This is a genomic window from Saccharothrix coeruleofusca (genome assembly GCF_017876325.1).
Lineage (GTDB): Bacteria > Actinomycetota > Actinomycetes > Mycobacteriales > Pseudonocardiaceae > Actinosynnema > Actinosynnema coeruleofuscum.
The window spans coordinates 5568399-5591885 of sequence record NZ_JAGINV010000001.1; the positions used below are offsets into that span (position 1 = coordinate 5568399).

At 73.4% G+C, this 23487-nt stretch carries 20 protein-coding genes and 2 pseudogenes; 12 read left to right on the top strand and 10 right to left on the bottom strand.

From position 1 onward, the window contains the following. Positions 1 to 286 precede the first annotated feature (286 nt). The 3 genes and pseudogenes from JOF41_RS25185 (at position 287) to JOF41_RS38670 (ending at position 2924) form a co-directional block, all read left to right on the top strand. Positions 287 to 559: a ribbon-helix-helix domain-containing protein gene (locus tag JOF41_RS25185; protein ID WP_209622460.1), complete on the top strand. Its 273-nt coding sequence runs from the start codon at positions 287 to 289 to the stop codon at positions 557 to 559. A 343-nt stretch (positions 560 to 902) separates the two neighbouring features. Next, positions 903 to 2351, top strand: a pseudogene (locus JOF41_RS25190) (endo-1,4-beta-xylanase); the annotation flags it as partial. Positions 2352 to 2540: 189 nt separating this feature from the next. Then, positions 2541 to 2924, top strand: a complete 384-nt coding sequence (locus JOF41_RS38670) for a cellulose binding domain-containing protein (protein ID WP_443705755.1) — start codon at positions 2541 to 2543, stop codon at positions 2922 to 2924. Positions 2925 to 2979: 55 nt separating this feature from the next. Here the strand turns inward: JOF41_RS38670 and JOF41_RS25200 are convergent, their stop codons facing one another. Together JOF41_RS25200 and JOF41_RS25205 are read right to left on the bottom strand one after the other, a co-directional pair. Next, positions 2980 to 4131: an alpha/beta hydrolase family protein gene (locus tag JOF41_RS25200; protein WP_307867522.1), complete on the bottom strand. Its 1152-nt coding sequence runs from the start codon at positions 4129 to 4131 to the stop codon at positions 2980 to 2982. Between the two features lie 138 nt (positions 4132 to 4269). Then, positions 4270 to 7422 carry an ATP-binding protein gene (locus JOF41_RS25205; protein ID WP_209622465.1) on the bottom strand — a complete coding sequence of 1051 codons (3153 nt, stop codon included), beginning with the start codon at positions 7420 to 7422 and terminating at the stop codon, positions 4270 to 4272. Positions 7423 to 7526: 104 nt separating this feature from the next. Between JOF41_RS25205 and JOF41_RS25210 the strand changes: the two genes are divergently transcribed. Beyond that, positions 7527 to 8402: an alpha/beta fold hydrolase gene (locus tag JOF41_RS25210; protein WP_209622468.1), complete on the top strand. Its 876-nt coding sequence runs from the start codon at positions 7527 to 7529 to the stop codon at positions 8400 to 8402. Here the strand turns inward: JOF41_RS25210 and JOF41_RS25215 are convergent. After that, positions 8392 to 8826, bottom strand: a complete 435-nt coding sequence (locus JOF41_RS25215) for a nuclear transport factor 2 family protein (RefSeq protein WP_189227590.1) — start codon at positions 8824 to 8826, stop codon at positions 8392 to 8394. The two genes, JOF41_RS25210 and JOF41_RS25215, sit on opposite strands and share 11 nt — an antisense overlap. A gap of 95 nt (positions 8827 to 8921) precedes the next feature. On the opposite strand from JOF41_RS25215, the gene JOF41_RS25220 reads away from it, so the two are divergent. Beyond that, positions 8922 to 9287, top strand: a complete 366-nt coding sequence (locus JOF41_RS25220; RefSeq protein WP_189227591.1) for an RNA-binding S4 domain-containing protein — start codon at positions 8922 to 8924, stop codon at positions 9285 to 9287. A 131-nt stretch (positions 9288 to 9418) separates the two neighbouring features. Beyond that, positions 9419 to 10228: an aminoglycoside adenylyltransferase domain-containing protein gene (locus JOF41_RS25225; protein WP_189227592.1), complete on the top strand. Its 810-nt coding sequence runs from the start codon at positions 9419 to 9421 to the stop codon at positions 10226 to 10228. A gap of 86 nt (positions 10229 to 10314) precedes the next feature. Here JOF41_RS25225 and JOF41_RS25230 read toward each other — a convergent pair whose 3' ends face one another. After that, on the bottom strand, positions 10315 to 12363 hold the full coding sequence (locus JOF41_RS25230; RefSeq protein WP_189227593.1) for a hypothetical protein: 2049 nt from the start codon (positions 12361 to 12363) through the stop codon (positions 10315 to 10317). A 5-nt stretch (positions 12364 to 12368) separates the two neighbouring features. Next, the gene (locus JOF41_RS25235; protein ID WP_189227594.1) at positions 12369 to 13244 is read right to left on the bottom strand and encodes a 5'-methylthioadenosine/S-adenosylhomocysteine nucleosidase family protein; all 876 of its coding nucleotides are present in this window, start codon (positions 13242 to 13244) and stop codon (positions 12369 to 12371) included. Positions 13245 to 13493: 249 nt separating this feature from the next. Between JOF41_RS25235 and JOF41_RS25240 the strand changes: the two genes are divergently transcribed. After that, positions 13494 to 14270, top strand: coding sequence for an NUDIX hydrolase (locus JOF41_RS25240; protein ID WP_307867523.1), 777 nt, complete (start codon positions 13494 to 13496; stop codon positions 14268 to 14270). A gap of 61 nt (positions 14271 to 14331) precedes the next feature. Here the strand turns inward: JOF41_RS25240 and JOF41_RS37370 are convergent. The 3 genes and pseudogenes from JOF41_RS37370 to JOF41_RS25250 form a co-directional block, all read right to left on the bottom strand. After that, positions 14332 to 14709, bottom strand: a pseudogene (locus JOF41_RS37370) (NUDIX domain-containing protein); the annotation flags it as partial. A gap of 123 nt (positions 14710 to 14832) precedes the next feature. Further along, positions 14833 to 15558 (bottom strand): NUDIX hydrolase, encoded by a 726-nt coding sequence (locus tag JOF41_RS25245; protein WP_189227595.1) that lies wholly within the window; start codon positions 15556 to 15558, stop codon positions 14833 to 14835. A gap of 51 nt (positions 15559 to 15609) precedes the next feature. Then, positions 15610 to 16257, bottom strand: a complete 648-nt coding sequence (locus JOF41_RS25250; protein ID WP_209622471.1) for a hypothetical protein — start codon at positions 16255 to 16257, stop codon at positions 15610 to 15612. A 188-nt stretch (positions 16258 to 16445) separates the two neighbouring features. Here JOF41_RS25250 and JOF41_RS25255 point away from each other — a divergent pair, with 188 nt between their 5' ends. The 3 genes from JOF41_RS25255 to JOF41_RS25265 all read left to right on the top strand — a co-directional run bounded on the left by JOF41_RS25255 (position 16446) and on the right by JOF41_RS25265 (position 19156). After that, positions 16446 to 17504, top strand: coding sequence for a medium chain dehydrogenase/reductase family protein (locus tag JOF41_RS25255; RefSeq protein ID WP_372448494.1), 1059 nt, complete (start codon positions 16446 to 16448; stop codon positions 17502 to 17504). Between the two features lie 141 nt (positions 17505 to 17645). Further along, on the top strand, positions 17646 to 18161 hold the full coding sequence (locus JOF41_RS25260) for a SigE family RNA polymerase sigma factor (RefSeq protein WP_189227596.1): 516 nt from the start codon (positions 17646 to 17648) through the stop codon (positions 18159 to 18161). Further along, the gene (locus JOF41_RS25265; protein ID WP_189227597.1) at positions 18158 to 19156 is read left to right on the top strand and encodes an LCP family protein; all 999 of its coding nucleotides are present in this window, start codon (positions 18158 to 18160) and stop codon (positions 19154 to 19156) included. The genes JOF41_RS25260 and JOF41_RS25265 overlap by 4 nt, the downstream gene beginning before the upstream one ends. Positions 19157 to 19187: 31 nt before the next feature. On the opposite strand, the gene JOF41_RS25270 is transcribed toward JOF41_RS25265, so the two are convergent. Further along, on the bottom strand, positions 19188 to 19670 hold the full coding sequence (locus JOF41_RS25270; RefSeq protein ID WP_189227598.1) for an SRPBCC family protein: 483 nt from the start codon (positions 19668 to 19670) through the stop codon (positions 19188 to 19190). 498 nt (positions 19671 to 20168) lie between these two features. Between JOF41_RS25270 and JOF41_RS25275 the strand changes: the two genes are divergently transcribed. Both JOF41_RS25275 and JOF41_RS25280 read left to right on the top strand, forming a co-directional pair. Continuing rightward, complete coding sequence (locus JOF41_RS25275) at positions 20169 to 21665, top strand: FAD-dependent monooxygenase (RefSeq protein ID WP_209622474.1); 1497 nt, start codon at positions 20169 to 20171, stop codon at positions 21663 to 21665. 107 nt (positions 21666 to 21772) lie between these two features. Then, a complete protein-coding gene (locus JOF41_RS25280; protein ID WP_189227600.1) occupies positions 21773 to 22633 on the top strand; it encodes an LLM class flavin-dependent oxidoreductase in 861 nt (286 codons plus the stop codon). A gap of 106 nt (positions 22634 to 22739) precedes the next feature. Here JOF41_RS25280 and JOF41_RS25285 read toward each other — a convergent pair whose 3' ends face one another. Further along, positions 22740 to 23429 (bottom strand): DUF1062 domain-containing protein, encoded by a 690-nt coding sequence (locus JOF41_RS25285; RefSeq protein WP_307867525.1) that lies wholly within the window; start codon positions 23427 to 23429, stop codon positions 22740 to 22742. Positions 23430 to 23487: the final 58 nt, after the last annotated feature.

A 23487-nucleotide genomic window follows, 5' to 3' on the forward strand; every position in this document is an offset into this window, starting at 1 on the left:
CCCGAGTGGCCGGTCCACGCCGGCTGGTCCCAATATAACAGCGGGCGTGCGGGTTTAACACAACAAACCCACACCGCTCACACGTCTTGCGCACAGCTTCGACATGTGCGATGCTACTAATCGCTGGTGGGTTGGTGGCGGAGATGTTCAAGACCGCCACCGCCGCGCCGGACCGAGCACGAGGTGCCGAAGTTGAGCGCCACCGGGGCGCTCCGACGACCCGACCGGGGGAAGCCCCGGCGGCGGACGAGTGCGCCCACCAACCCGTCTCCTCGAAGGATTTCGCATGTCCCGTGCCGCTTCGACCACCGCCGACCGCGACGAGCTGGAGCCGTCCCGCGACCACGGCCGCCCCGAACCGAAGAGGATCAACGTGGCGGTGTCGCCCGAGACGGTGAAGGCGCTGCAGACCGTCATGGACCGGGAGGGCGTCAGCCTCACCGAAGCCGTGCGCCGACTCGTCGGCTTCGGGGACTTCCTCTACCAGGCCGCCAAGGTCGAGGGCGCCCAGGTGCTGGTGAAGCAGGGCGACACCACGCGCGAGATCGTGCTGATCTGAGACTTCCGGGACGGGGTGCGCCCCGCTCGTCAACGGTGCCCATCGACGTCACCCCCGGCCGGAACGCCATCCGGCCGGGGGTGACGTCGTTCCGGGCACCCTCACCGCCGTTGATCACACGCGGCGCGCCAGGTCGATACTTTCGTAAACCCGCGAAGAGAGTTGCGACCCACCAATGTGGGGTTTGCCTGCGGAGTTGCGTCTCTATTGGTGACGGATAGTCCTTGACCGCGCACATTCCGCAGCCTAGTTTACGAAAGCGTCACTCAAGTTCTCGAAAGTTTCGAAGCTCCGCCACGGCGGTGGCCCCACCGCGCCCCGTGCTGACCCGTTGGAGGAAGTGATGTCCGAAACTGCTGTCGCCGCTGCCGGCAGGCCGGTGACAAGAGGAGGGCCGCGACGCGTCGCGGTGGTGACCGGTGTGCTCGGGTTGCTGAGCGCGGCGGCCGTGGTGCTGCCGAACGTCGCCAGCGCGGGCACCACCCTGGCCGCGTCCGCGGCCGAGAGCGGCCGCTACTTCGGGACCGCCGTCGCGGCGAACAAGCTCTCGGACTCCACCTACGTCGGCATTCTCAACCGTGAGTTCGACATGGTCACGGCCGAGAACGAGATGAAGATGGACGCGACCGAGCCCAACCAGGGCCAGTTCAGCTACGGCAACGCCGACCGGATCGTCAACCAGGCGCGGAGTCAGGGCAAGCGGGTGCGCGGGCACGCGCTGGCCTGGCACTCCCAGCAGCCGGGGTGGATGCAGCGCATGGAGGGTTCGGCGCTGCGGCAGGCGATGCTCAACCACGTCACCCAGGTCGCCTCCTACTACCGGGGCAAGATCTACGCCTGGGACGTGGTCAACGAGGCCTTCGCCGACGGCAGCAGCGGCGGGCGCCGGGACTCCAACCTGCAGCGCACGGGCAACGACTGGATCGAGGCCGCCTTCCGCGCCGCGCGGGCCGCCGATCCGGACGCGAAGCTGTGCTACAACGACTACAACACCGACAACTGGTCGCACGCCAAGACCCAGGGCGTGTACCGGATGGTGCAGGACTTCAAGTCCCGCGGTGTGCCGATCGACTGCGTGGGCTTCCAGGCGCACTTCAACAGCGGCAACCCGGTGCCGAGCAACTACCACACCACGCTGCAGAACTTCGCCAACCTCGGTGTGGACGTGCAGATCACCGAGCTGGACATCGAGGGCTCGGGGTCCAGCCAGGCCGAGCAGTTCAAGGGCGTCACCCAGGCCTGCCTGGCCGTGGCGCGCTGCACCGGCATCACCGTGTGGGGCATCCGCGACAGCGACTCCTGGCGCGCCTCGGGCACCCCGCTGCTGTTCGACAGCGGCGGCAACAAGAAGGCCGCCTACAACGCCGTCCTCGAAGCCCTCAACGCGGGCGGCACGACGCCCACCACGACTACGACCACGACCACGCCGGGCGGTTCGGACTGCCGCGCGGGCTACGTGGGGCTGACCTTCGACGACGGCCCCAACACCGGCAGCACCCCGCAGCTGATCACCGCGCTGCGCTCGGCGGGCCTGCGCGCCACCTTCTTCAACGTGGGCAACAAGGTCCAGCAGAACCCCTCGCTGGCCAAGAGCCAGCGCGACGCCGGGATGTGGGTGGGCAACCACAGCTGGAGCCACCCGCACCTGACCCAGCTCAGCGCGGCCGAGATGAGCTCGGAGCTGAGCCGGACCCAGCAGGCGCTGCAGCAGGCCACCGGCGAGACGCCCAAGCTGTTCCGCCCGCCCTACGGCGAGACCAACAGCACGCTCAAGTCGATCGAGGCGCAGCTCGGCCTGACCGAGGTGCTGTGGAACGTCGACTCGCAGGACTGGAACGGCGCGAGCACCGCGCAGATCGTGCAGGCCGCGTCGACCTTGCAGAGCGGCGGCGTGATCCTGATGCACGACGGCTACCAGACCACGCTCAACGCCATCCCCCAGATCGCGGCGAACCTGAAGAGCCGCGGCCTGTGCGCGGGCATGATCTCCCCGTCGACCGGCCAGGCCGTCGCCCCCTCGGACAGCCCGACCACCACGCCGACCACCCCGACCACCCCGACCGGCTCCTGCACCGCCACCTACCGGACCAGCCAGCAGTGGGGTGACCGCTTCAACGGCGAGGTCACCATCCAGGCCGGTTCGACGGCGATCAGCGGCTGGACCGCCACGGTCACCGTGACCTCGCCGCAGAAGGTGTCGGCGACCTGGAACGGCACGCCGAGCTGGGACTCCAGCGGCAACGTGATGACCATGAAGCCCAGCGGCAACGGCAACCTCGCCGCGGGCGCGAGCACCACGTTCGGCTTCACCGTGATGGCCAACGGCCAGTGGGCCGCGCCGACTGTCAGCTGCCGCACCCCGTGACGGCCTGACGGACCAGGATGCGCCCTCCGCAGCGTCGCGGAGGGCGCATCCGCCGTCATCGGGCGCAGGTCCCGGTCTCCGGCACGCAGAACCCGACCTCGGGGTAGTGCGCCGACGGCCCGTCCAGCAGCGGCTGCGCCCTGCCGCGCAGGTGCAGGTCGAAGAAGGCCCGCACGTAGCGGCGGGTGATCTCGGTGCCGCGCGGCCCCGCCAGGTCGGCCCCGCTGGCCACGCCGAGCTGCTCCGCCAGCGGGCCGACGTCGGTGAACGAGGCGTGCGCCGCCCCTTCCACCACGAACCAGCGCTTCCAGCCGGTCATGCGCGCCCAGTCCCGCTCCCAGTCGGCGACCGGTCCGGGCGTGCCGGGGGTGTAGGTCGACTGCCTGCCCAGGAACAGGAACGGCCGCGACAGGCCGCTGTCCGGGATCAGGTCCTCGGTGGTGCCGTCGATGTCGATCCCGGCCCGGACGCGCGCGTCGGCGAGCATCGCCGGGATGGCGCTCGCGCCGCCGATCGAGTGGCCCGCCATCGCGATCCTGGACGGGTCGATCCGCCCCGCGCCGCGCCACTTCGGGTGCGCCCCGGTCAGCTCGTCGAGCACGAAGGACACGTCGGCGGCGCGGCCCTGGACCAGTCCCCGCCAGAACTCCGGGCTCCGGTCCCGCTCGCACGCGGCGCAGGTGGTGACCCGGCCGTCGGGGAAGGTGGTGGCGACGTTCTCGTAGGTGTGGTCGATCGCGGCGACCACGTAGCCGTCGCTCGCCAGGTCCTCGGCCAGGCCGCTCAGCGTGGCGCGGGGCTTGGTGAACCCCGGCGACAGCACGACCAGCGGCAGGCCGCGCCCCGCCGGTTCGGCGTCGCGGAAGGCGTTGGTCCGCGTCCCGCTCAGCACCTCGGGCGGCACGGTGGTGATCCCGCCGTCCTCCAGCAGCAGCCGCGACTCCGTGGGCGTCATGTACCGCGCGCGCTTGCCGCTGGGCGACTTCGCCGGGTACCAGAGGGAGACCATCAGCTCCCTGGCCCCCGCCTCGGGCACCCACGGGTCGGCGCGGCTGGTGTCGACCAGGTGCAGCGAGGTGGTGCCGACCGGGTGCGGGCCGGTCGGGGGGAGCAGGCGCGGCGCGTCGGGCGCGGCCGTGGCCGGGGCGGTGGCCGTCAGGGCGAGCAGGCAGGCGAGCAGGCCGCCGGTGGTTCTCCGCTGGCGCACGTATCTCCTCGGGTCGTCGTGTCCGATGTGGTCGACGCTAGGAGCATCCGCGAGCCGGGACATCGGTCGCGGGAGGCATTTTCCGGGACGACAGCGCTCCGGGTCATCCTCGTGGTGTAGTCGCGCGGTGCGGGGGTGTCACCGTTGGTCGCGGAGTCGGGTCAGCGCTTCGCGCGCGGCGGCGATCCAGTGCGGCGCTTGGGCTTTCTCCGCGACGCGCAGTGCCTGCCGGTAGTGCTCCACGGCTTCGCCGGGCCTGCCGAGCGCGGCGGACAGGTCGCCCAGGTAGTGCGCCACCGGGCCGAAGGTGAGCAGACCGCTGCCCGCCCCGGCGAGCTCGCCGGAGGCCGGGAGGAGCTTGGCGCGCAGGCGTTCCAGCGTCGGGCGGTCACCGGTTCGCAGCGCCGCCTCGGCGTGCAGGCACGTCCGCGCTTCGAGCAGGAGGTCCGGCGGTGAGTCCGGAATGGACTCACCCGGCTCAGGGCGCGCCCACGGCCGGTACGGACCCCAGTCGGCGTCGTCCGGAGCGCTGTCGTCCGCGGCGGCGCCGAGGCTGAGCAGAGCCAGCGGCAGGATGCCGTGCTCCAGGCCGGACATGCCGGTGCCCGCGAGCCGGGCCGCCGCCGCGCGGTAGGCGGCTCGCGCCCGTTCCCGCTGCCCCGCGACGGACAGGCGCAGCGCCGCGTACCAGTCGGTGAACACGCCGACCACGGGCAGGTCGTGGCGCTGGGCGAGGCGGTCGGCCTCGGCGGCGTGGCGGTCGGCGGCGGCGAAGTCGGCCAGCGCGCAGCGGGACTGGACCAGGACCAGGTGGCCCAGCACCTCCAGGGTCACCAGGCCGTGCCGCCGGGTCAGCTCGACCAGCTCCGCGCCGATCCGGGCGCGTTGCGGGGCCAGCCCGGCGCGCTGGAAGGTGTGCAGGTAGCGGGCGTTGAGGGCGAGGGCGAGCAGACCGGGGTCGGCCAGTTCGCGGGCGATGCCCTCGGCTTCCTCGGCCGCCCGGCCGCCGCGCCCGCCCGTGTCGGCGCGGCGCTCCATGGCGGTGGTGATCAGCAGCCGCGCGCGGTCGGCCCGGCGGTCGGCGGGCAGGGCGGCCATGGTGCGCTCGGCGGCGGCGGCCAAGCGCGCGGACAGCTCCTCGTCGTCGTTGGTCGTCCAGATCGCGGGCACGTCGAAGGAGCCGATCACCCCGGCGGTGAGCACCGGGTCGCCCAGGGACTCCGCCGCGGTGACGGCCTCGGCGCGGTGCAGGCGGGCCTGCCGCAGGTCGCCGATCACGGCCAGCGACCGGACCAGGCCCATCAGCGCTTCCAGGCGGGTCCGGGTGGTGTCGGCGCGGTCCGCGGTCTCCCGCCACAGGCGGGCCGCCTCGTGCGGGGCGAACCGGCGCTCCGCGCGCTCGGCCGCCGCCCGCGCGTAGTGGGCGGTGCGCGCCGCCGGAACCCGCCCGCCCGCGCGCAGGAGGTGGTGGGCGATCTCCTCCACGTCGTCGGGCCGCGCCCGCTCCACGATCCCGGCCGCGGCGGCGTGCCACCGGGCGCGGCGGGCGCGCGGGATGTCGGCGTAGAGCGTTTCCCGCACCAGCGCGTGGGCGAACCGCAGGCGGTCGCCGTCCTGCTCCACCAGGAACCCGGCGAGCAGGGCCGACTCGACCGAGTCCAGGACCGCCTCCTCGTCGCCCGCCAGCGGGACCAGCACGTCCAGGTCCACCTCCGGCCCCAGGACCGCCGCCTGCCGCAGGTGGGTCCGCGTCGCCTCGCCGAGCTTGGCCAGGCGGTGCCGGATGACCTCGCGCACCCCGGTCGGCACGGCCCGCAGGGCGGCGTCGCCCTCGCTCTCCCACAGCCGGGTCAGCTCCCGGACGAAGAACGGGTTGCCGCCGCTGCGGGCGTGCACGGCGCGGGTGTCCACCTCGCGGTCGGTCAGCGCCCGGACCACCTCCCGCACCTGCGGCTCGGTCAGTCCGCCCAGGTAGATCCGGGTCGGCTCGGCGCGGGCGGCCCGGCCCAGCGCCTCGGCCAGCCCCTCGGAGATCTCGGTCGACCGGTAGGTGCCCACGACCAGCACCGGGCCGGGGTCGAGGTCGGTGACCAGCGCGGTCAGCAGGGCCAGCGTCTCCTCGTCGGCCCAGTGCAGGTCGTCGAAGACCAGCAGCACCGGGGCCGCGCGGGAGAGCCCGGCCAGCGCGGCGGCGATGGCGCGGTGCCGGTGGAACCGCGCCGCCACCGGCTCGGCCACCCCCAGCTCCTCGCGCATCTGCGTCCACGGCCACGCCTCGGGCGCGCCGGGCAGTTCCGGGCTGGCTCCCCACGCCGTGGTCCACCCCGCCGCCGCCAGCCGCCCGGCCAGCGCACCGGCCAGCGCGGTCTTGCCCGCCCCCGCCTCCCCGGACAGCAGCGCCAGGCGCGGGCGGCCCGTGCCCAGCGCGGTGGCCGCGGCCTCCTCCAGCGCGCCCAGCTCCCCCGTGCGCCCCACGAACAGGGGCTCGGCCCGTCCGCGCGCGGGCGGGGGCGTCGCGGGGCGCGCGGTGACCAGGTGCGGGGCCTGGGCCAGGATGTCGGCCTCCAGCGCGCGCAGCTCCGGGCCGGGGTCCGCGCCCAGCTCGGCGCGCAGAACCTCGCGGGCCCGGCGCAGCGCGGCCAGCGCGTCGCCCTGCCTGCCCGCCCGGTACAGCGCCAGCGCCAGCAGCCGCCAGCCGTCCTCGCGCAGCGGGTGGTCCGCGACGTGCGAGCGCAGCTCCGGCACGGACTCGGCGGCCGCCCCCGCCGCCAGCGCCGCCTCGGCGCGGCGCTCCACGGCCAGCAGGCGCAGCTCGTCCAGCCGCGCCGCCTCGCCGCGCGCCCAGTCCTGGTCGGCGAACTCCGCGTACGCAGGCCCCCGCCACAGCGCCAGCGCCTCGTCCAGCAGCACCCGCGCCCGCTCGGCCCGGCCGCCCGCCAACAGCCGGGCGGACTCGGTGACCGCGGCCTCGAACCGCCAGGCGTCCACCGCCTCCGGCGCGGGGCGCAGCGCGTAACCAGGCGAGGCGGTGACCAGCAGCCGGGACGGCGTGCGGGGCGGGCGGTCCGGCTCCAGCGCCTTGCGCAGCGCGCCGACGAAGGTCTGCACGGCGCCCAGCGCGCCCTCCGGGGCGTCCTCCCACAGGTCGTCGATCAGCAGGCCGACCGGCACCACCCGGCCCCCGGCGACCAGCAGCCGCGCCAGCACCGCGCGGTGCCGCGGCCCCTTCAGGTCGACCGGCCCGCGCTCGTCCTCGGCCACCAGCGGACCCAGCACCCCGAAGCGCACCATCGCCGGACAACCTAACCGCGTCCCCGGCTGAGCCGCTGCTGACCGGGTGCTGATCGGCGGCCCGCACAGTGGGCACCGACCACGACCCACCGGAGAGGGCGACCATGTCACCGAAGATCACCGGGTTCACCCAGCAGCGCGTCACCGTCGCCGACGGGGTGGCGCTCAACGTCGCCGTGGGCGGCTCGGGCAGCCCCGTCGTGCTGCTGCACGGCTTCCCGCAGACCCACCTGATGTGGCGGCACGTCGCCGCCGACCTGGCCGCCGACCACACCGTCATCTGCCCGGACCTGCGCGGCTACGGCGACAGCGACAAGCCCGCCGACACCGGGCGGACCTACGCCAAGCGCACCATGGCCGCCGACGTGGTGGCGCTGGCCCGCGCGCTGGGCCACGACCGCTTCGCGCTGGCCGGGCACGACCGGGGCGCGCTGGTCGCCGTCCGCGCGGGCCTGGACCACCCCGACGCGATCACCCACCTGGCCGCGCTGGACGTCCTGCCCACCCTGGACATGTGGGAGGTGCTGCGCGGCGCGTCCGCCGCGGTGGCCTTCCACCTCTACCTGATGGCCCAGCCGCCGGGCCTGCCCGAAGCCATGATCAGCGGGGCGGCGGACGAGTTCTTCGGCCACTTCCTGGACCTGTGGGCCACCGACCCGAGCGCGATCCCCGCCGAGCACCGGGCCGCCTACCTCAAGGCGTCCCGCGAGGCGATTCCCTCGATCGTGGCCGACTACCGGGCGTCGGCGGGCGTCGACGTCGAGCACGACCGGGCCGACCGGGAGGCGGGCAACCGGCTGCGGATGCCGGTCACCGTGCTCCAGCAGGACTGGGGCGCCGCCCTCGGCTACGACGGCGCCGCGCTGTGGCGGGCGTGGGCCCCGGACCTGGACCACCGGATCGTCTCCTGCGGGCACTTCATGGCCGAGGAGGGTCCCGCCGAGGTGGTCAAGGCGCTGCGCGACCTGCTCACCCGGTAGGCGCGGCGGTGAGCGCGGCGGCGACCGAGAGGCTGTCCTCGTAGATGTGGTAGCGGGTGATCAGGCCGTTCTCGACGGTGAGGTGCAGCGCGAACATCGCGGTGTAGGACCGGCCGGTCGCCCGCGCCGTCTGCCCGATGCGCCCGAGCAGGACGGCGTTCCCGCCCTCGACCACGATCGCGGACACGGTGGTGGCGTTGCGCTCCGGGACGTGGTGCTCGGCCAGCGCGCGGAAGTGGTCGGCGACCTCCGCCCTGGTCGAGCGCGGGCGGATCCACGGGATGGCCGGGTGGCCCTCGTCAGGCCAGCTCAGCTGCCAGTCGACGGGCTCGGCGAACAGCTCGGCGACCCGGTCGGGGTCGCCCGCGGCCAGCCTGTCGAGGAACTCGGTGACGGTGGCCCTGGTGTCGCGAGGAATGCTCATGATCACGACCCTAGGCGTGATCGCGCCGGTCCGGGCGCGTTTGGCAGGAGTCGGCAGTGGTCGGCGGCAGTTCGCGGACCGGGCATGATGGGGGCGTGGAGTCCACCCGTGTGGACCGCTGGCTGTGGGCGGTCCGGCTGACCAAGACCCGCAACGACGCCGCGGCGGCCTGCCGGGGCGGGCACGTGCGGGTCAACGACCGCCCCGCCAAGCCCGCCACGGTGGTGGTCCCCGGCGACGAGGTGCGCGCCAGGGTGAACGGCACGACCCGGATCGTCGAGGTGGTGCGGGTGATCCAGAAGCGGGTCGGCGCGGCCGACGCCGCCACCTGCTTCCTGGACCGGACGCCCGCCCCGCCGCCGATCGCCGCCGCCCCGGTCGCCCACCGCGAGCGGGGCGCGGGCAGGCCCACCAAGCGGGAGCGCCGGGTGCTGGACAAATTCCGCACCGGCCAGCTCTGAGCCGCGCTAGGCTGCCGCCGTGAGTCGCAGCGCATCGACCCGGACCCGCCGCGCCTGAGCGCGGCGACGTGTCCCGCACCTCCGCCGCGCCCGTGTCGCCCCACTCCTGCCACGGGTTACGGAGACCTGCCTTGTTCACCCCTTTCGAAGACCTCGACGCCGTGCTGGCCGACCTCGTCGCCACGGCCCGCGACATCCTCGGTGACACCTACGTCGGCGCTTACCTGCAGGGCTCGTTCGCCCTGGGCGCGGGCGACGTCCACAGCGACTGCGACTTCATCGTCGTCACGACCGCCCCGCCCAGCGGCCCGGTCGAAGCCGGGCTGCGCGCCCTGCACGACCAGATCCCCACGCGCCGGGGCCACTGGAACCAGTGCCTGGAGGGCTCCTACGCCGACCTCGCGTCGCTGCGGGACGTCGCCGGGCTCGGGGTGCCGTGGCTGTACTGCGACAACGGGCACCGCGAGCTGACCTGGGACACGCACTGCAACACCCCGCACACGCGGTGGATACTGCGCCACCACGGCATCACGATGGACGGCCCGCCGATCGCGACCCTGGTGGACGAGGTGCCGCCGGAGGTGCTGCGCGACGCGATGCGCGCGGCGCTGCCCACCCTGCTGGACGACCTGCGGACGTGGGCGCCGTTCCACGTCGCCTGGACCCAGCGCTACGCCGTGTCGACCTACTGCCGCCTGCTCTACACGCTGCGCACGGCCGAGGTCACCTCCAAGCGCGGCGCGCTGGAGTGGGCGCTGGACCACCTCGACCCGAAGTGGCGCCCTCTGCTGACCCAGGTCCTCGAAGACCGGGCGCTGGGCTGGGACCCGACCCAGCCGCCGCGCCCCGGCAGCCTCGACGCCACCTTCGAGTTCGCCGCCTACGCCGCCGGCCTCCCCGCACCGGCAAGTACCACCCGAGGCCCCCGCGCGGGCCGGTGACTACTACCCGGTGCGCGGGGACGCTCGGTCCGCGGTGTCCGAACGCTCGGTTCGCGGTGTCGGAACGCTCGGTTCGCGGGGTGGGGCTACTCGTACCAGGCGCGGGACCAGCGCTCGCGGCGCTCCTGCTCCCGGACGATCCAGTCGCGGCCCTCGGACGCCACGGCCTCCAGGATCGGCAGCGCGCCCTCGATGCCGGAGGTCTGGAGGGCGACCAGGAACAGCTCCGACTCGTCCTCCAGGGTCGCGTCGCCCGCGCTGCGGAAGTTCTCCGCGACCATGGTGATGTGCTGGCCGTTGACCAGGGTCAGCCGGAAGGTGCGGCTGCGCAGGCGTTCCACCTCCCGGTCCCCCCTGGTGCCCCGGACGCCGCTCTCGGTGACGCTGGCCGAGGCCAGCGCGTCGTAGCGGAACAGGTTGCGCCGCTCGTTGCGCGCCTCGCCGGTCAGGAAGTCCAGCTCGACCCTGGCCTCGCGCACACCGCTGCGGGTGAGCAGGAAGATCTGCACCACGTAGGCGGAGTAGCGCGGCGGTCCGTGCAGCACGCGGGCGCGCATCGCGCCCTTGGCCCCCTCGGTCATCACCACGTGCGCCACCAGGTCGTGGTTGCTCAGCCCGGCCCGGCGGATGGCGTCGGTCTTCAGGTGGATCTTGTCCATCGCCAGCCAGCGGGCCATCTCCGCGTCCGTTGGCCGGTCCGCGAGCTTGGCCACCCACTCCTCGTAGGCGCGCATCTCCTCGGCGTAGAGCTGCTCGGCGTCCGCGCGCAGGAACCCGTCCACGCTGCGCAGGGCCCCGATGCGGGTGATCGCCTTGGCACCGAAGAAACCGCCCGCCGCGATGAACAGCGCCGCGACGCCCTGGCCGCTGCCCATCAGCACCAGCAGGCCCGCCACCGCGATGCCCGCGCCGACGCGGAACAGCGCCGCCGTGCCGCCGGACGCGGCCAGCGCCGCCTGGTACCGGAACAGCCCCTGCTCGCCCCACCCGGCGGCGACCCGCTTGGCGTGCCAGCGGATCAGCCAGTTCACCGCCGCCGCCGTCACCTGGGCGTTGCCGTAGAGGTCGACGAAGCGCTGCTTGAGGTGAGCGCGGATGCCCTCGGTGTAGGCGGGCCAGTCACCGGCGACGTGCGGCCGGGCGTCGCGGAAGCGCGCCTCGACCAGCCGGTGGATCTCGTGGACGAACTCGGTGGACACCCAGTGCCCCGGCGACTGCGGCTGCTCCGGCTCCTCGGGCGGCACGACCTCGCGCTGCTTGACCGCCACCCGCAGGCCCGCCGCCTCCAGCGCGATGCCCCTGCCCAGCAGCAGGTACCCGCCCAGCGCCACCAGGGCGGCCCCGAGCAGCGCGCCGACGCCGAACGCCCCCGAGGGCAGCGAGAGCACGCCCAGCAGCACGCCCGCCCCGCCCACGACGGCCCGCAGCCAGTCGGCCCGGTCGGCCTTCGACGCGGTGTGCGTGTACAGCCGGGGCTTGGCGGGCTCGGGCTGGAAGAACTTCCAGGCGCGGGCGGCGCGGCCCGGCCGCATCCGCTCGCTGACCACGCGGCGCGCGTACCCGGCTTCGAGCCGCTCCTGCATCACGCCGCCGATGACCATGTCCATGTGCAGCGCGATCTCGTCCTGCCGCTCGGCGGGCAGCGCGCCGAAGGCGGTCAGCGCCGCCCGCAGGTGCTCCTCGCCCGCCTCGCCGCCCGCCTCCAGCCGCATGTGCCGCAGCAGCCGCCACACCACGTCCAGCGCCTCGCGCCACATGTCCCTGGCCAGCGAGTCGCAGATCTTGCGGGCGTTGACCACCCCGGTGAGCAGCTCGCCGCGGATCTCGTGCAGCGACCGGTCGCTGAGCACGGACAGCACGTAGTAGTACGCCCGCTCGGTCGTGCCGTCGCCGTTCCACAGCAGTTCCCCGAACAGCTTCTCGGCGAACCGGGGTGTGCCCCCATTGAGGTGGTTGAGGGCCACTTCGTGCCTGCGCTCGGGCGGGTCCTCCTGGTTGACGTTGTAGACGTACGAGTAGTGGAAGGCGGTGTCGCTGTAGTTGTCGCCGTGCTGCACGCCGATCTGCTGACCGACGTGCGCGCCGTCGGTGGCCGTGATGTGGCTGTCCACGTGGGGGAAGTGATCGAACGACATGTCGCTCACCGGCCACCTCCCGGCCACCCGGCGCCGAAGTTGACGCCGATCTGCTGACCGACGTGGGCGTTGTCCCGCGCGACGCTGGTGCTCCGGATGGTCGGCAGCGTCGGGGCGTTCCCCGGCGCGCCGGCGGTCCCGCCGGGGGTCTCGTCGTCGTCCAGCGCCGCGGCGAGGGCGACGGCGAACGCGGCGGCGTTGCGGGCCGCGACGCGCTGGCCGCCCTCGCGGTCCGTGGTGGACTTCGTGCCGTCCGCGCGGTCGCTGATGGCGCGGACGGTCACCATGGGCACCTTGCCGCTGAGGTGGCCCGCGAGCGCGAACCCCGAGCTCTCCATCTCGATGGCCACGGCGTCGTTGAAGTTGCGGCGGATCTTCCGCGCCACCGGCGAGGTCGTCGAGTTGAGCACGACGTCGCCCGCGGCGATGGCCTCGAAGTGCACGCCCGGCGTCTCCGGCAGCGCGGCGGCCCAGGCGTTGTCGCGCGGCAGCCGCCTGGCCGTCTGCTCCACCGCGTGCGAGATCTCCCAGGCGCGCGGCCGGACCAGGAACTCCTCGTCCTCGCTGCGCCCGCCGTGGTAGGAGTAGACCTTGGTGGCCACGACCACGTCGCCGATCTCCAACCAGTCGCGCAGCCCGCCCGCGACGCCGACGAACATCATCGCCGAGGGCGAGAACTCCGCGAAGGCGCGCTCGGTCAGCGTGGCCGCGCCCAGCGCCCCCGGACCGGTCACGCCCAGCGCCACGCGCCGGTTCCGTTGGCCCGCAAGGGTTCCGACGTCGAAGATGGTGCCCGCCGCGTGCCGGTGCGGTTCGACGTCGACCAGGTGTTCCAACACGGCCCGCTGTTCGACCTGAAGTGCTGTCAAGATCACGATCATCGGTTCACTCCAACGCGGTCCGCCGGGGCGGTCCGCTTCGTCTGCCGAGGTGACGGCGGAGGGCGAGTCCGCGGGTACAGCCGGGGTCGATCCACTTGCGCAGCGCGCATCGCGTGGGGTGGAGCGGAAGAGGCGGGGGCGGGAACGGCGCCGCGGTGGGCAGACCGTAGCCGACACCCCGGTTTATCGTCAAACCGACGAAAATTGCGGACAAGAGGGCACCGCAACGTTGCGGGTAGAGTGTTGCGTGTGGACGGACGACCAGGACAGGTCACCGGAAGCGACGACACGTCCGACGAGGCGTGGGAGATCCCGCTGGTCGCACTGGCCGTGGATCTCGCGGTGCTCACCGTGCGCGACGGCGCCCTCCAGGTGATGCTGGTCGAGCGGGGGATCGAGCCGTACCGGGGGATGTTGGCCCTGCCCGGCGGTTTCCTCGCGGACACCACCGAGGACGTCGACCGCGCGGCGGCCCGCGAGCTGGCCGAGGAGACCGGGTTGGACGCCGCCGGTCTGCACCTGGAGCAGCTGCGCACCTACGGCGAACCCGGCCGCGACCCGCGCGGGCGCGTGGTCACCGTCTGCTACGTCGCGTTCGTCCCCGGCCTCGCGGCCCCCACCGCGGGCGGCGACGCCCGCGCCGCCGCGTGGACGCCGGTGGACGCCGTGCTGCGCCCGCGCGCCGAGCTGGCGTTCGACCACAAGCGGATACTGGCCGACGCGGTGGAACGCGCGCGGAGCAAGCTGGAGTACACCACGCTGGCCGCGGCTTTCTGCGCCCCGGAGTTCACCGTGACCGAGCTGCGCCAGGTCTACGAGACCGTGTGGGGCCAGGAACTGGACGCGCGCAACTTCCACCGCAAGGTCACCGGGGTGGCGGACTTCCTGGTGCCGACCGGCACCCGGACCTCGGGTCAGGGCGGTCGTCCCGCGGCGCTCTACCGCCGGGGGCCCGCCCACCTGCTGCACCCGGCGATGCTGCGCCCACCGGGCCCCAAGCCGCCAGCCGCCAGCCGAACCTCCTGAACACCGCGTCGCCGACGATGCGGCGGTGGTCGAAGGCCACCCGCGCGCCGGGCGCCATGAAGTCCAGCACGCCGACCCACCGGGCCGCGCGGGCATCGCTGCCTCCGGTCACGACGGGCGCACCCGCCAGGTAGCCGTGGTAGACCACGCTGACCACGTGCCCGCGCGGGTCGCGACCGGGCTCCCGGTAGCACCCCAGCCTGCGCAACCGCTCGCGCGGCAGCACGACACCGGTCTCCTCGGCCAGCTCCCGCACCGCCGCGTCCGGCGGTCGCTCCCCCGGCTCCACGAACCCGCCGGGCAGCGCGAGAGCCGCCCGGAACGGCTCCCCGCCCCGCTCCACCACCAGGACCGACAGCGCGCCGCTCCGCCTGGTGAACAACACCACGTCCGCCGCGAGCCTGCCGACGACGGGCCGCGTCCCAAGGTTGTCTGCCATGCCGCCAGGCTAGGTTGTTGTCATCTTGACATCAACCCCTGAGCGCAACTAATTTCCTTGACGCAGAGCCAATTGTCACTTTGACAAGATCGCTGGCGGACGGTGGGGGGGTGCGCTGCCCGCTCAAGCTCGACGCGCGCGCGACCGCTCGGCGTCCGCCGAGCGCGGCCGCATCATCGGCGGCGTCAGCGCGGTCGCGTCGCCCGCCCGGTAGAGGGCTGCGGGGCGGCCGTTGACCGCCGGGCGCTTGCCCCCGGTCGGCACCACGAACCCGGCCGCGTCGGTGACCTTGCGGTGGAAGTTCGGCTTGTCCAGCTCGACCCCCCACACCGCCTCGTAGACCTCGCGCAGCTCGCCGATGGTGAACTCCGCGCCGCAGAAGGCGGTGGCGATGGTGCGGAACTGCAACTGGTCCCTGGCCAGCTCCACCGCGTCGCGCAGGATCTCGTCGTGGTCGAACGCCAGGCCCAGCCGCCGCACCTCGGCCACCGGCAGCCACTGCGCGGACCGGGCGTCCGACCCTGCGGTGGGCAGTGGCAGGTCGGGGGCGATGGCCAGGTAGGCGCAGGTGACGACACGCGGCGTGCGCGGGTCGCGGTCGGGTGCCGAGTAGACCCCCACCTGCTGCAGGTGCAGGGCCCCGGCGTCCATCCCGGTCTCCTCGGACAGCTCCCTGGCCGCGGTCTGGTCCAGGCTCTCGTCACCGCGCAGGAACCCGCCCGGCAGCGCCAGCTCGCCCGCGAACGGCTCGTTCCCGCGCTCCACCACCAGCACGCACAGCCTGCTCTCCCGGATGGTCAGGATCACGAGGTCCGCGGTGAGCGTGACCTTCTGCCGGGCGCGGCTCATGTCGGCGAGGGTACCCAGCGCCCCCGCCGGACGAGTGATCGACCGGGATGGCTACTCGCAGGCGATGCCGTCGCCATCGCGGTCGAGGTCGTAGATGTCGTCGCCGATCACGCGGACCGGACCCGCCACGTACGCCGGGCCGTTGCCCTTGCCGTCCCGGCAGTCCACGTCGTCGGCGATCGGGACGCAATCGCTGTAGTTGGGGTCGCAGCCCGGCTGCGGCACGGGCGCGACCTGCGCCGTGGTCGTCCTCGGCACGGCCTGCTCTTGCGGAGGCGGGGGTGGCGGCAGCGGGGCGACCGTGGTTGTGGTGGTCGTGGTGGTGGTGGTCGGCTCTGCCGTCGTTGCCGTGGTGGTCGGTTCGGCCGTCGTCGTGGCGACGGCCGCGGTGGTCGTGGTCGTGGTCGCGGTCGTGGTCGCGGCCGTGCTGAGCGGGGCCGTTCCCTCCGGCGAAGTCCGCTCGTCGCATCCGCTCGCCGAGCCGACGACCAGGAGCAGCCCCACGACGGCGACGGCGATCCGCGCGGGCTCGCGGGCCGGGAAGGCGTTCCGCCCCCTGCGACCGCGCTGGACCACCGCCTCGCGACCGGGTCCGCCGCCACGCGAAGCCACCACGTCCCGGCGGAGCTCTTCCCCGGTCACCGGGACCGCGACTTCGGCCCCGAGCATCACCGGACCACTCGGCGAATTCTCGATCATGGCGCACTTCCGGCGTAGAAGGCGATCCATCCGCCCACGCGGGTGGAGGCCCCATGCTACGCCGATCGGACGAGCGCGGATCGGTGAAAACCATTGCGCCCCAACGCTGTCACGCCTGGTGCCCACCCGGTGGCGGCGCGTTCGCCGTTTGACATCCGCCAGGTGTGAGTGTGTACTCACATACATAAGTGAGTGACCAGACACTCACAAGATGGGAGAAGCAGGTGGAGACCACCCTGGAAGTCGTGCTGCCCGGCGTCGTCGAGCCGGACGGCCTGGTGCTGCGGCGGCGCGAGCTGCCCGCCCCCGAGCGCGGGCAGGCCCTGGTCCGGGTCGAGGCCAGCGGCGTCTCGTTCGCCGAGCAGCAGATGCGCCGCGGCAAGTACTACGACCAGCCGCCGTTCCCCTTCACCCCCGGCTACGACCTGGTCGGCACGGTGGCGCGGGTCGGCGGGGACGTCGACCCGGCGGTGGTCGGCAAGCGGTACGCGGCGCTGACCAAGACCGGCGGCTGGGCGGGCCACGTCGTGCTCGACGCGGCGGACCTGGTCCCGGTGCCCGACGGCGTGGACCCGGCCGAGGCCGAGACGCTGGTGGTCAACGGCATCACCGCGTGGCGGATGCTGCACCGGATCGCCCGCGTGCGCGCGGGGCAGACCGTGCTGGTGCACGGGGCCAACGGGGGCGTCGGCTCGACCCTGGTGCAGCTCGCCCGGCTCGCCGGGGCGCGGGTCATCGGCACCGCCTCCCCGCGCCACCACGACGCGGTGCGCGCCCTGGGCGCGACGCCGGTCGACTACCGCGACCCTGACCTGCCCGGCCGGGTGCGCGAACTGGCGCCGGGTGGGGTGGACGCGGTGTTCGACCACGTCGGCGGCCCCGGCATCGTGGACTCCTACCGGCTGCTCGCGCCGCGCGGCACGCTGGTCGGCTACGGCACCGCGGCCACCCGTGACGTCCAGGGCTCCTCGCGGCTGCCGGTGCTCAAGCTGCTCGCCCGCCTGATGTGGTGGAACGCGCTGCCCAACGGCCGCACCGCCACGTTCTACAACATCTGGGCGGGCAAGCGGAACGCCGCCCGGTTCCGCACCCGGTTGGCCGAAGACCTCGGCGCGGTGTTCGCCCTGCTGGCCTCGGGCGAGCTGCGGGCCCAGGTCGCCGCGCGGGTGCCGCTGGCGGAGGCGGGCGAGGCGCTCGCGCTGGCCGAGTCCGGTACGGTCACCGGCAAGGTCGTGCTGATCCCCTGACGCCGCTTCAGGACGCCACGCGGCCGATCCCACCGCGCGGCGCACCACACCCGGAGTGTGAGCCGCGTCACTGCGTTCAACGCCAGCGGCGCGTCCCGAGGTTTCCCGACCGCAACGGACACCTCGGCAGAAGGGGACGACGTGCCGGACGGGTACGAACAGTTCGTCGCCGATCGGCTGGATCGGCTTCTGCGGTACGCCACGGCGATGACGTGCGACCGCTACCTCGCGCAGGACATCGTGCAGGAGGTGCTGCTGCGCGCGCAGCGCCGTTGGCACCGCATCGGGGCGTTGGACGCCCCGTACCTCTACGTCAAGCGCATGGTGACCAACGAGTACCTGTCGTGGTGGCGGCGCAGAGCGGCCCGTGAGGTCACGTCGTCGCACAGCGCACTCGCGGAGGTCTCACCCCCGGTCGACGACCCGGCCGTGCGTCACGCGGAGCGCGACGCGATGCGCGCCAGGATCGCGGTGCTGCCCCGCAAGCAACGCGCCGCACTCGTGCTGCGCTACTACGAGGACAGCACGGACGCGGAAATCGCCGCGATTCTGGGATGCGGTGAGGGAACCGTGCGCAGCCACATCTCCCGTGCGTTGAAGACGTTGCGCGCCAACCAGAACACGAATACCTCATCCGCCGCGGAGGTGCTGCGATGACCGATCACGAAATGCTCATCCGCGAGGCAATCGCCGCCGAAGCGGCCCGAGCCGTACACCCTGGAGCCGTGTTGGCCGAGTTGGAGAAGAAGAGGGCGCGCCGCCGCCCCATGGCCCTGATCGCGGCGGGCGGGCTGACCGCCGTCGCGGCGGCGGTCGCCCTGGTCGTACCGCTGACCATGGGTCGCGGCACCCCGCCCTCGCCCGACGCGGCGGCGCAGTCGTCGGCCGCGGTGTCGCCGACGGCGCAGAACGTCCTGGTGTTCGGGCTGGACGAGGACGGCTACACCGACTCGATCGCACTGACCCGCTTCGGCGGCGACGGTTCTATCAGCGCCGTGTCGATCCCGCGCGACACCTGGATCGAGACTCCCGGCGGCACGGTCAAGGCGAACTCCGTCTACCGGGGCGCGGGCTCGGGCGTCGAGGGCAGCAAGGCCCTTGTGACCGCGGTCGAGGCGATGGCCGGTGTGCGGATCGACCACTACGCCGCGGTGGACATGACGGCCTTCACCGCCGTCAACGACGCGGTGGGCGGCGTCGAGGTGTGCCTGCGCAACGCCACCGAGGACGACTACAGCGGCGCCGATTTCCCCGCCGGGCGCCAGGTGCTGACCAGTGACCAGGCGTTGGCCTTCGTGCGCCAGCGCCACGGCCTGCCGCAGGGCGACCTGGACCGCGTGGTGCGCCAGCAGGCGTTCCTGCACGCCGCCGCGGCCAAGGCGCTGGCCGCCCCGGACACCCTGCCCGCGCTGGTGGGCGTGGTCCGCGAGCACGTCCGCGTGGACGAGGGCTGGGACGTGCTCGCCCTGGCCCGCGGTCTGCGACCGGACGCACCCGTGCGCACCGCGACGATCCCGGTGGGCGAGCAGACGAGCACCGAGCGCGGGACGGGGTTGTCCGTGGACCCCGCCGCCGTCCGCGCGTTCGTCGGCGAGTTCCTGGTGGACGCGCCCGCCGGGGGAGCGCCGGGGGGCGACGGCTGCGTGGCCTGAGCCGGTGGGGGTCCACGCGGCCCCCACCGCTTCACGCCAGGGTGGGCAGCATCCCGGCGAGGCGGTTGAAGCTGGCGTCGACGCCGTCGGCCATGCCGGTCGCCAGCACCGCGTCGCGGACCTCCTGAGAGGCGAAGCGGGAGGTCTGCACGACGGTGGTGCGGCCGTCGCGCTCGGTCAGCTCCAGCGTGACGACCGACTCGTTGCCCTCGTAGACCTCGGTGTTCACCACCCGCGAGGGCCGCGTGACCTCCCGGTACACGCCGCTCATGCCGAACTCCTCGCCGGTGCTGTCCCTGCGCCAGACCCAGCGCCACGCGCCGTCCACGCGCAGGTCGATCTCGCACACCGACATCACCCAGCCATCCGGCCCGAGCAGCCAGCGGGAGACGTGCTCGGGCCGGGTGAAGGCGTCGAACACCAGCTCGCGCGGGGCGTCGAACTCGCGCGAGATGGCGATCTCGACCTCGGACGGGGTGGTGACGACGGTGCGGGACTCGTTCGCCGTGGTCATGACGACCTCCTTGGATAACCGATTGGTTATTTAACCTTGCGGTTAGCAAACACCTCGGGGGTCGGCGCTGTCAACCCCTCCGCGAGGGCCGCCAGCGGTACGTCGACCGACGCGGGGCGCGGTGAAAATTCACCTGCCCCGCGGACCGCGATGTGCTTCACTGCGCCAAGCTTCACCACGTCGAGCGACCGACACCTCAGTCGGCCCGAGCGGTGGACCGCCGGTCGACGCAGCGACATCGCGCGACGGCACCGCGTTGACGCGCCCTGGACTCGCCCCGCCGGGGAACTCCCGGCGCCGCACCCCGGACTCGATCACCGGACGCGACCGCCGGACCGCTCGACACCCCACCACGACTCGGCCCTCCGGCCTCGGACCGGGGCGACGCCTGCCGCATCACCGACGACCGGTCCGCCGGGAGGGCTCCAGCGGAACAGGAGAACACCAATTCACATCACGACAACACCGTTACCCAGCACCAGCCGCACGGACTACGACGTGCTCGTGGTGGGGGCGGGTCCGGTCGGCCTGATGCTCGCGACCGAACTGCGCTTGGCGGGCACGCGGGTGCTCGTCGTCGAACGGCGGGAGGAACCCGACACCGCCGTCAAGGCGGGAGCCGTCAACACCGCCTCCGCGCTGGCCTTCGACCGGCGCGGCCTGCTCCCCGCCCTGGAAGCGGCGCTGCGGCGGTCGCAGCCCGAAGCCCCCCGCGCCGCGGGCTCTCGGCGACCGCCCTTCGTCGGGCACTTCGGCGGCATCCCGGTCCCGGCGGACCCCGTCGACCGGTCCGACCCCGACCTGCGCGACCGCGGTCGGACCGGCTGGTACCTCATGGTCCCGCAGGTCGAGGTGGAACGGGTGCTCGGCCTGCGCGCCGCAGAACTGGGCGTCGAGATCCGGCGCGGGGTCGAGGTGCGCGGGTTCGACGCGGACGGGGCAGGAGTCACCGCTCACCTGTCCGGCGGCGACGACGTGCGCGCGGCGTGGCTGGTCGGCTGCGACGGGGGCCACAGCCTGGTCCGACGCTTGGCGGGCTTCGAGTTCACCGGCACCGGCCCCGGCATCACGGGCCGTCAAGCGGTAGTCGCCCTGGAGGGGGGCGAGCGGTTGGGACAGGGGTGGCAGCACACCCCCACCGGGGTCTACGCGCACGGGCCGACGCCAGGTCGCGTGCGCACCGTCGAGTTCGACGGCCCGCCCGCGGACCGGCACGCACCGGTCACCGCGGCTGAGATCGAGGCCAGCCTGCGACGGGTCAGCGGCGTGGACGTCCGCGTGACCGAGGTCATCAGCGCCGCGCGCTTCACGGACAACGCGCGGCAGGCGAGCGACTACCGGCGCGGTCGCGTGCTGCTCTGCGGAGACGCCGCCCACGTGCACTCCCCCTTCAGCGGCCAGGGCCTGAACCTGGGCCTGGGCGATGCCGTCAACCTGGGCTGGAAGCTGGCGGCCACGGTGCGGGGGTGGGCGCCCGAGGGCCTGCTGGACACCTACACCGCCGAGAGGCACCCGGTGGGCGCCTGGGTGCTCGACTGGACCCGCGCCCAGGTGGCCGTGATGCGCGGCGACGCCGACACCCGCGCGCTCAGGGGAGTGGTCGCCGACTTCCTCGGCACGCGCGACGGCGCGACCCACTACGTGAAGCGGGTCTCCGGCCTGTGGCAGCGCTACGACCTGGGGGGCGGTCACCCCCTGGTCGGCGCGACGATGCCCGACCTGCGGCTGGACGACGGCACCCGGCTCGCCGAGCACGCTCACGGCGGCCGGGCCCTGCTCGTCGACCTTGCCGCGGACGACCGGCTGGCAGCCGCGGCGGAACCGTACGCCGAGCGGCTGGAGCTGATCCGGGGCGGTTCGCAGGGGAGCGGGCTGAGCGGCCTGCTGGTGCGTCCCGATGGGGTCGTGGCCTGGGCGTCGGCCGATGGCGACACCGCAGGCTTGGAAACCGCCCTGATCCGCTGGCTGGGGACGGGCACCGGTCGCCCCGGCTGAGCGCCGCCCCGACCGCGCGTCACCCGATCTTGCTAGCGGATTTCGATTGACAGACGAACAGGCGTTCGGTTCGATCGAACACAAGATCTGATCGAAAGGACCGTGCCATGAAGGCGGGCATCACCATCCTCCCCGAGTACCCCTGGGCCGAGGCCAAGCCGCGCTGGCAGGCCGCCGAGGCGTACGGGTTCGCGCACGCCTGGACGTTCGACCACCTGGGCTGGGGCAAACTGGTCGACGGCCCGTGGTACGGCTCGGTGCCGACCTTGGCCCTCGCCGCCGAGGCGACCTCGCGCATCGAACTGGGCGTGCTCGTGGCGTCGCCGAACTTCCGACATCCGGTGCCCTACGCCAGAGAGCTGACCACCCTGGACGAGGTGTCGGGCGGCCGGTTCACCCTGGGCGTCGGGGCGGGCGGCGTCGGCGGGTACGACCGCGCCGTCCTCGGCGGCCCGCCCCCGGCCAGCCCGGCGCGGCGGTTCGCCGAGTTCGTGGAACTGCTCGACCTGCTGCTCACCCAGGAGAAGGTGACCTGGTCGGGCGAGTACTACGCGGCCGTGGAGGCCCGCAACGCCCCCGGCTGCGTGCAACGCCCCCGGATTCCGTTCATCGTGGCGGCCAACGGCCCCAGAAGCCTGCGGCTGGCCGCCCGCTTCGGCCAGGGGTGGATCACCACGGGCGCCAAGCACGACACCCTCGACGCCTGGTGGTCCTCGCTGGCCGAGCTGTCGGCGCGACTGGACGACGTGCTGGCCGCGCAGGACCTGCCGCGCGACCACCTGCGCCGGTTCCTGCAAACCGACGCCGCCCCGGTCTTCTCACTGTCCAGTGTGGAGTGCTACCGCGACTTCCTCGGCCGCGCGGAAGAACTCGGCTTCACCGACATGGCGGCCCCGTGGCCGCGCAAGTCCGGCGTCTTCGCGGGCGACGAGCGCATCCTCGACACCGTGGCCGCGTTCATCAACTGACCCGGCTGCGCCGGGTCGGCTCGACCGCCTGGGAGTCGGCCTCGCGTGGTGCCCGCTTGGCCCGCGCGGGTTTGCGCGGGCCAAGCGGTGAGTTGCGGCGTGCGGGTCAGCGCTTGAGGGTGAAGGTGAAGTCGTGGGACAGCTTGCCGGTCAGTGCGGTGGCCGAGACGATCCCGCCTTCCGCGATCAGCCGTTCCACCTCGGCTCGTGAGAGGCCGCAGCCTTCGGCGATCAGTCGCGCGGGCCGGATGGGGATGCGGGCCGCGAAGTGGACTCGGACGTCGACCACCTCGTCGTCCTGGTGGTCCGGGCTGCCCCTGTCGAGCCGCCAAGTGGTGCCCCAGTCGAGGCTGACGCGGTTGCGGCGCAGGAGCGCGTCGTCCTGGAGCAGTTCCGCGATCAGGGCGGGATCGTTGTCGTTCAGGCGGCGCAGCAGTTCCGGCCGCACGGAGCGCACGTTCACCCGCTCCAGGACCGTGAGCTTCACGGTTCCCCGGCAACCGGCGCAGAGCACCAGGAGCCATGCGTCGATCAGCTTGTGGTTGGCGTTGACGCGGAATTTCCCGCTCGCCCGGAACCGCCCGGACGCGCAGGTGTGACAACGACGGAGGACTAATGGCAGGCAGGTGGGCACGACCACCCAGGTCCTGGGCACAGGAAGCACCGTTTCTGTGAGAAGTCCGCAGCAGGAAGAAGCGCGGCGCACAGGCGCGACCGCGCGACGATTCAGCGCTCGGGAGGTCTCACAGGGTGTACAACGGCACGTCCTCGACTGGGCGATGTGGTCCGACAGCACGGTAGAGGCGCCCGGCGGCGCTGTTCCACCGGTTTTCGGCGCCTCACCGCCGGCGGGC

Excerpts from the sequence above, each read along its gene's own strand:
- JOF41_RS25185 (WP_209622460.1), top strand. The coding sequence starts at position 287 with ATGTCCCGTGCCGCTTCGACCACCGCCGACCGCGACGAGCTGGAGCCG.
- JOF41_RS38670 (WP_443705755.1), top strand. The coding sequence starts at position 2,541 with ATGATCTCCCCGTCGACCGGCCAGGCCGTCGCCCCCTCGGACAGCCCG.
- JOF41_RS25205 (WP_209622465.1), bottom strand. The coding sequence starts at position 7,422 with ATGGTGCGCTTCGGGGTGCTGGGTCCGCTGGTGGCCGAGGACGAGCGC.
- JOF41_RS25210 (WP_209622468.1), top strand. The coding sequence starts at position 7,527 with ATGTCACCGAAGATCACCGGGTTCACCCAGCAGCGCGTCACCGTCGCC.
- JOF41_RS25215 (WP_189227590.1), bottom strand. The coding sequence starts at position 8,826 with ATGAGCATTCCTCGCGACACCAGGGCCACCGTCACCGAGTTCCTCGAC.
- JOF41_RS25230 (WP_189227593.1), bottom strand. The coding sequence starts at position 12,363 with ATGTCGTTCGATCACTTCCCCCACGTGGACAGCCACATCACGGCCACC.
- JOF41_RS25235 (WP_189227594.1), bottom strand. The coding sequence starts at position 13,244 with ATGATCGTGATCTTGACAGCACTTCAGGTCGAACAGCGGGCCGTGTTG.
- JOF41_RS25245 (WP_189227595.1), bottom strand. The coding sequence starts at position 15,558 with ATGAGCCGCGCCCGGCAGAAGGTCACGCTCACCGCGGACCTCGTGATC.
- JOF41_RS25250 (WP_209622471.1), bottom strand. The coding sequence starts at position 16,257 with ATGATCGAGAATTCGCCGAGTGGTCCGGTGATGCTCGGGGCCGAAGTC.
- JOF41_RS25265 (WP_189227597.1), top strand. The coding sequence starts at position 18,158 with ATGACCGATCACGAAATGCTCATCCGCGAGGCAATCGCCGCCGAAGCG.
- JOF41_RS25270 (WP_189227598.1), bottom strand. The coding sequence starts at position 19,670 with ATGACCACGGCGAACGAGTCCCGCACCGTCGTCACCACCCCGTCCGAG.
- JOF41_RS25280 (WP_189227600.1), top strand. The coding sequence starts at position 21,773 with ATGAAGGCGGGCATCACCATCCTCCCCGAGTACCCCTGGGCCGAGGCC.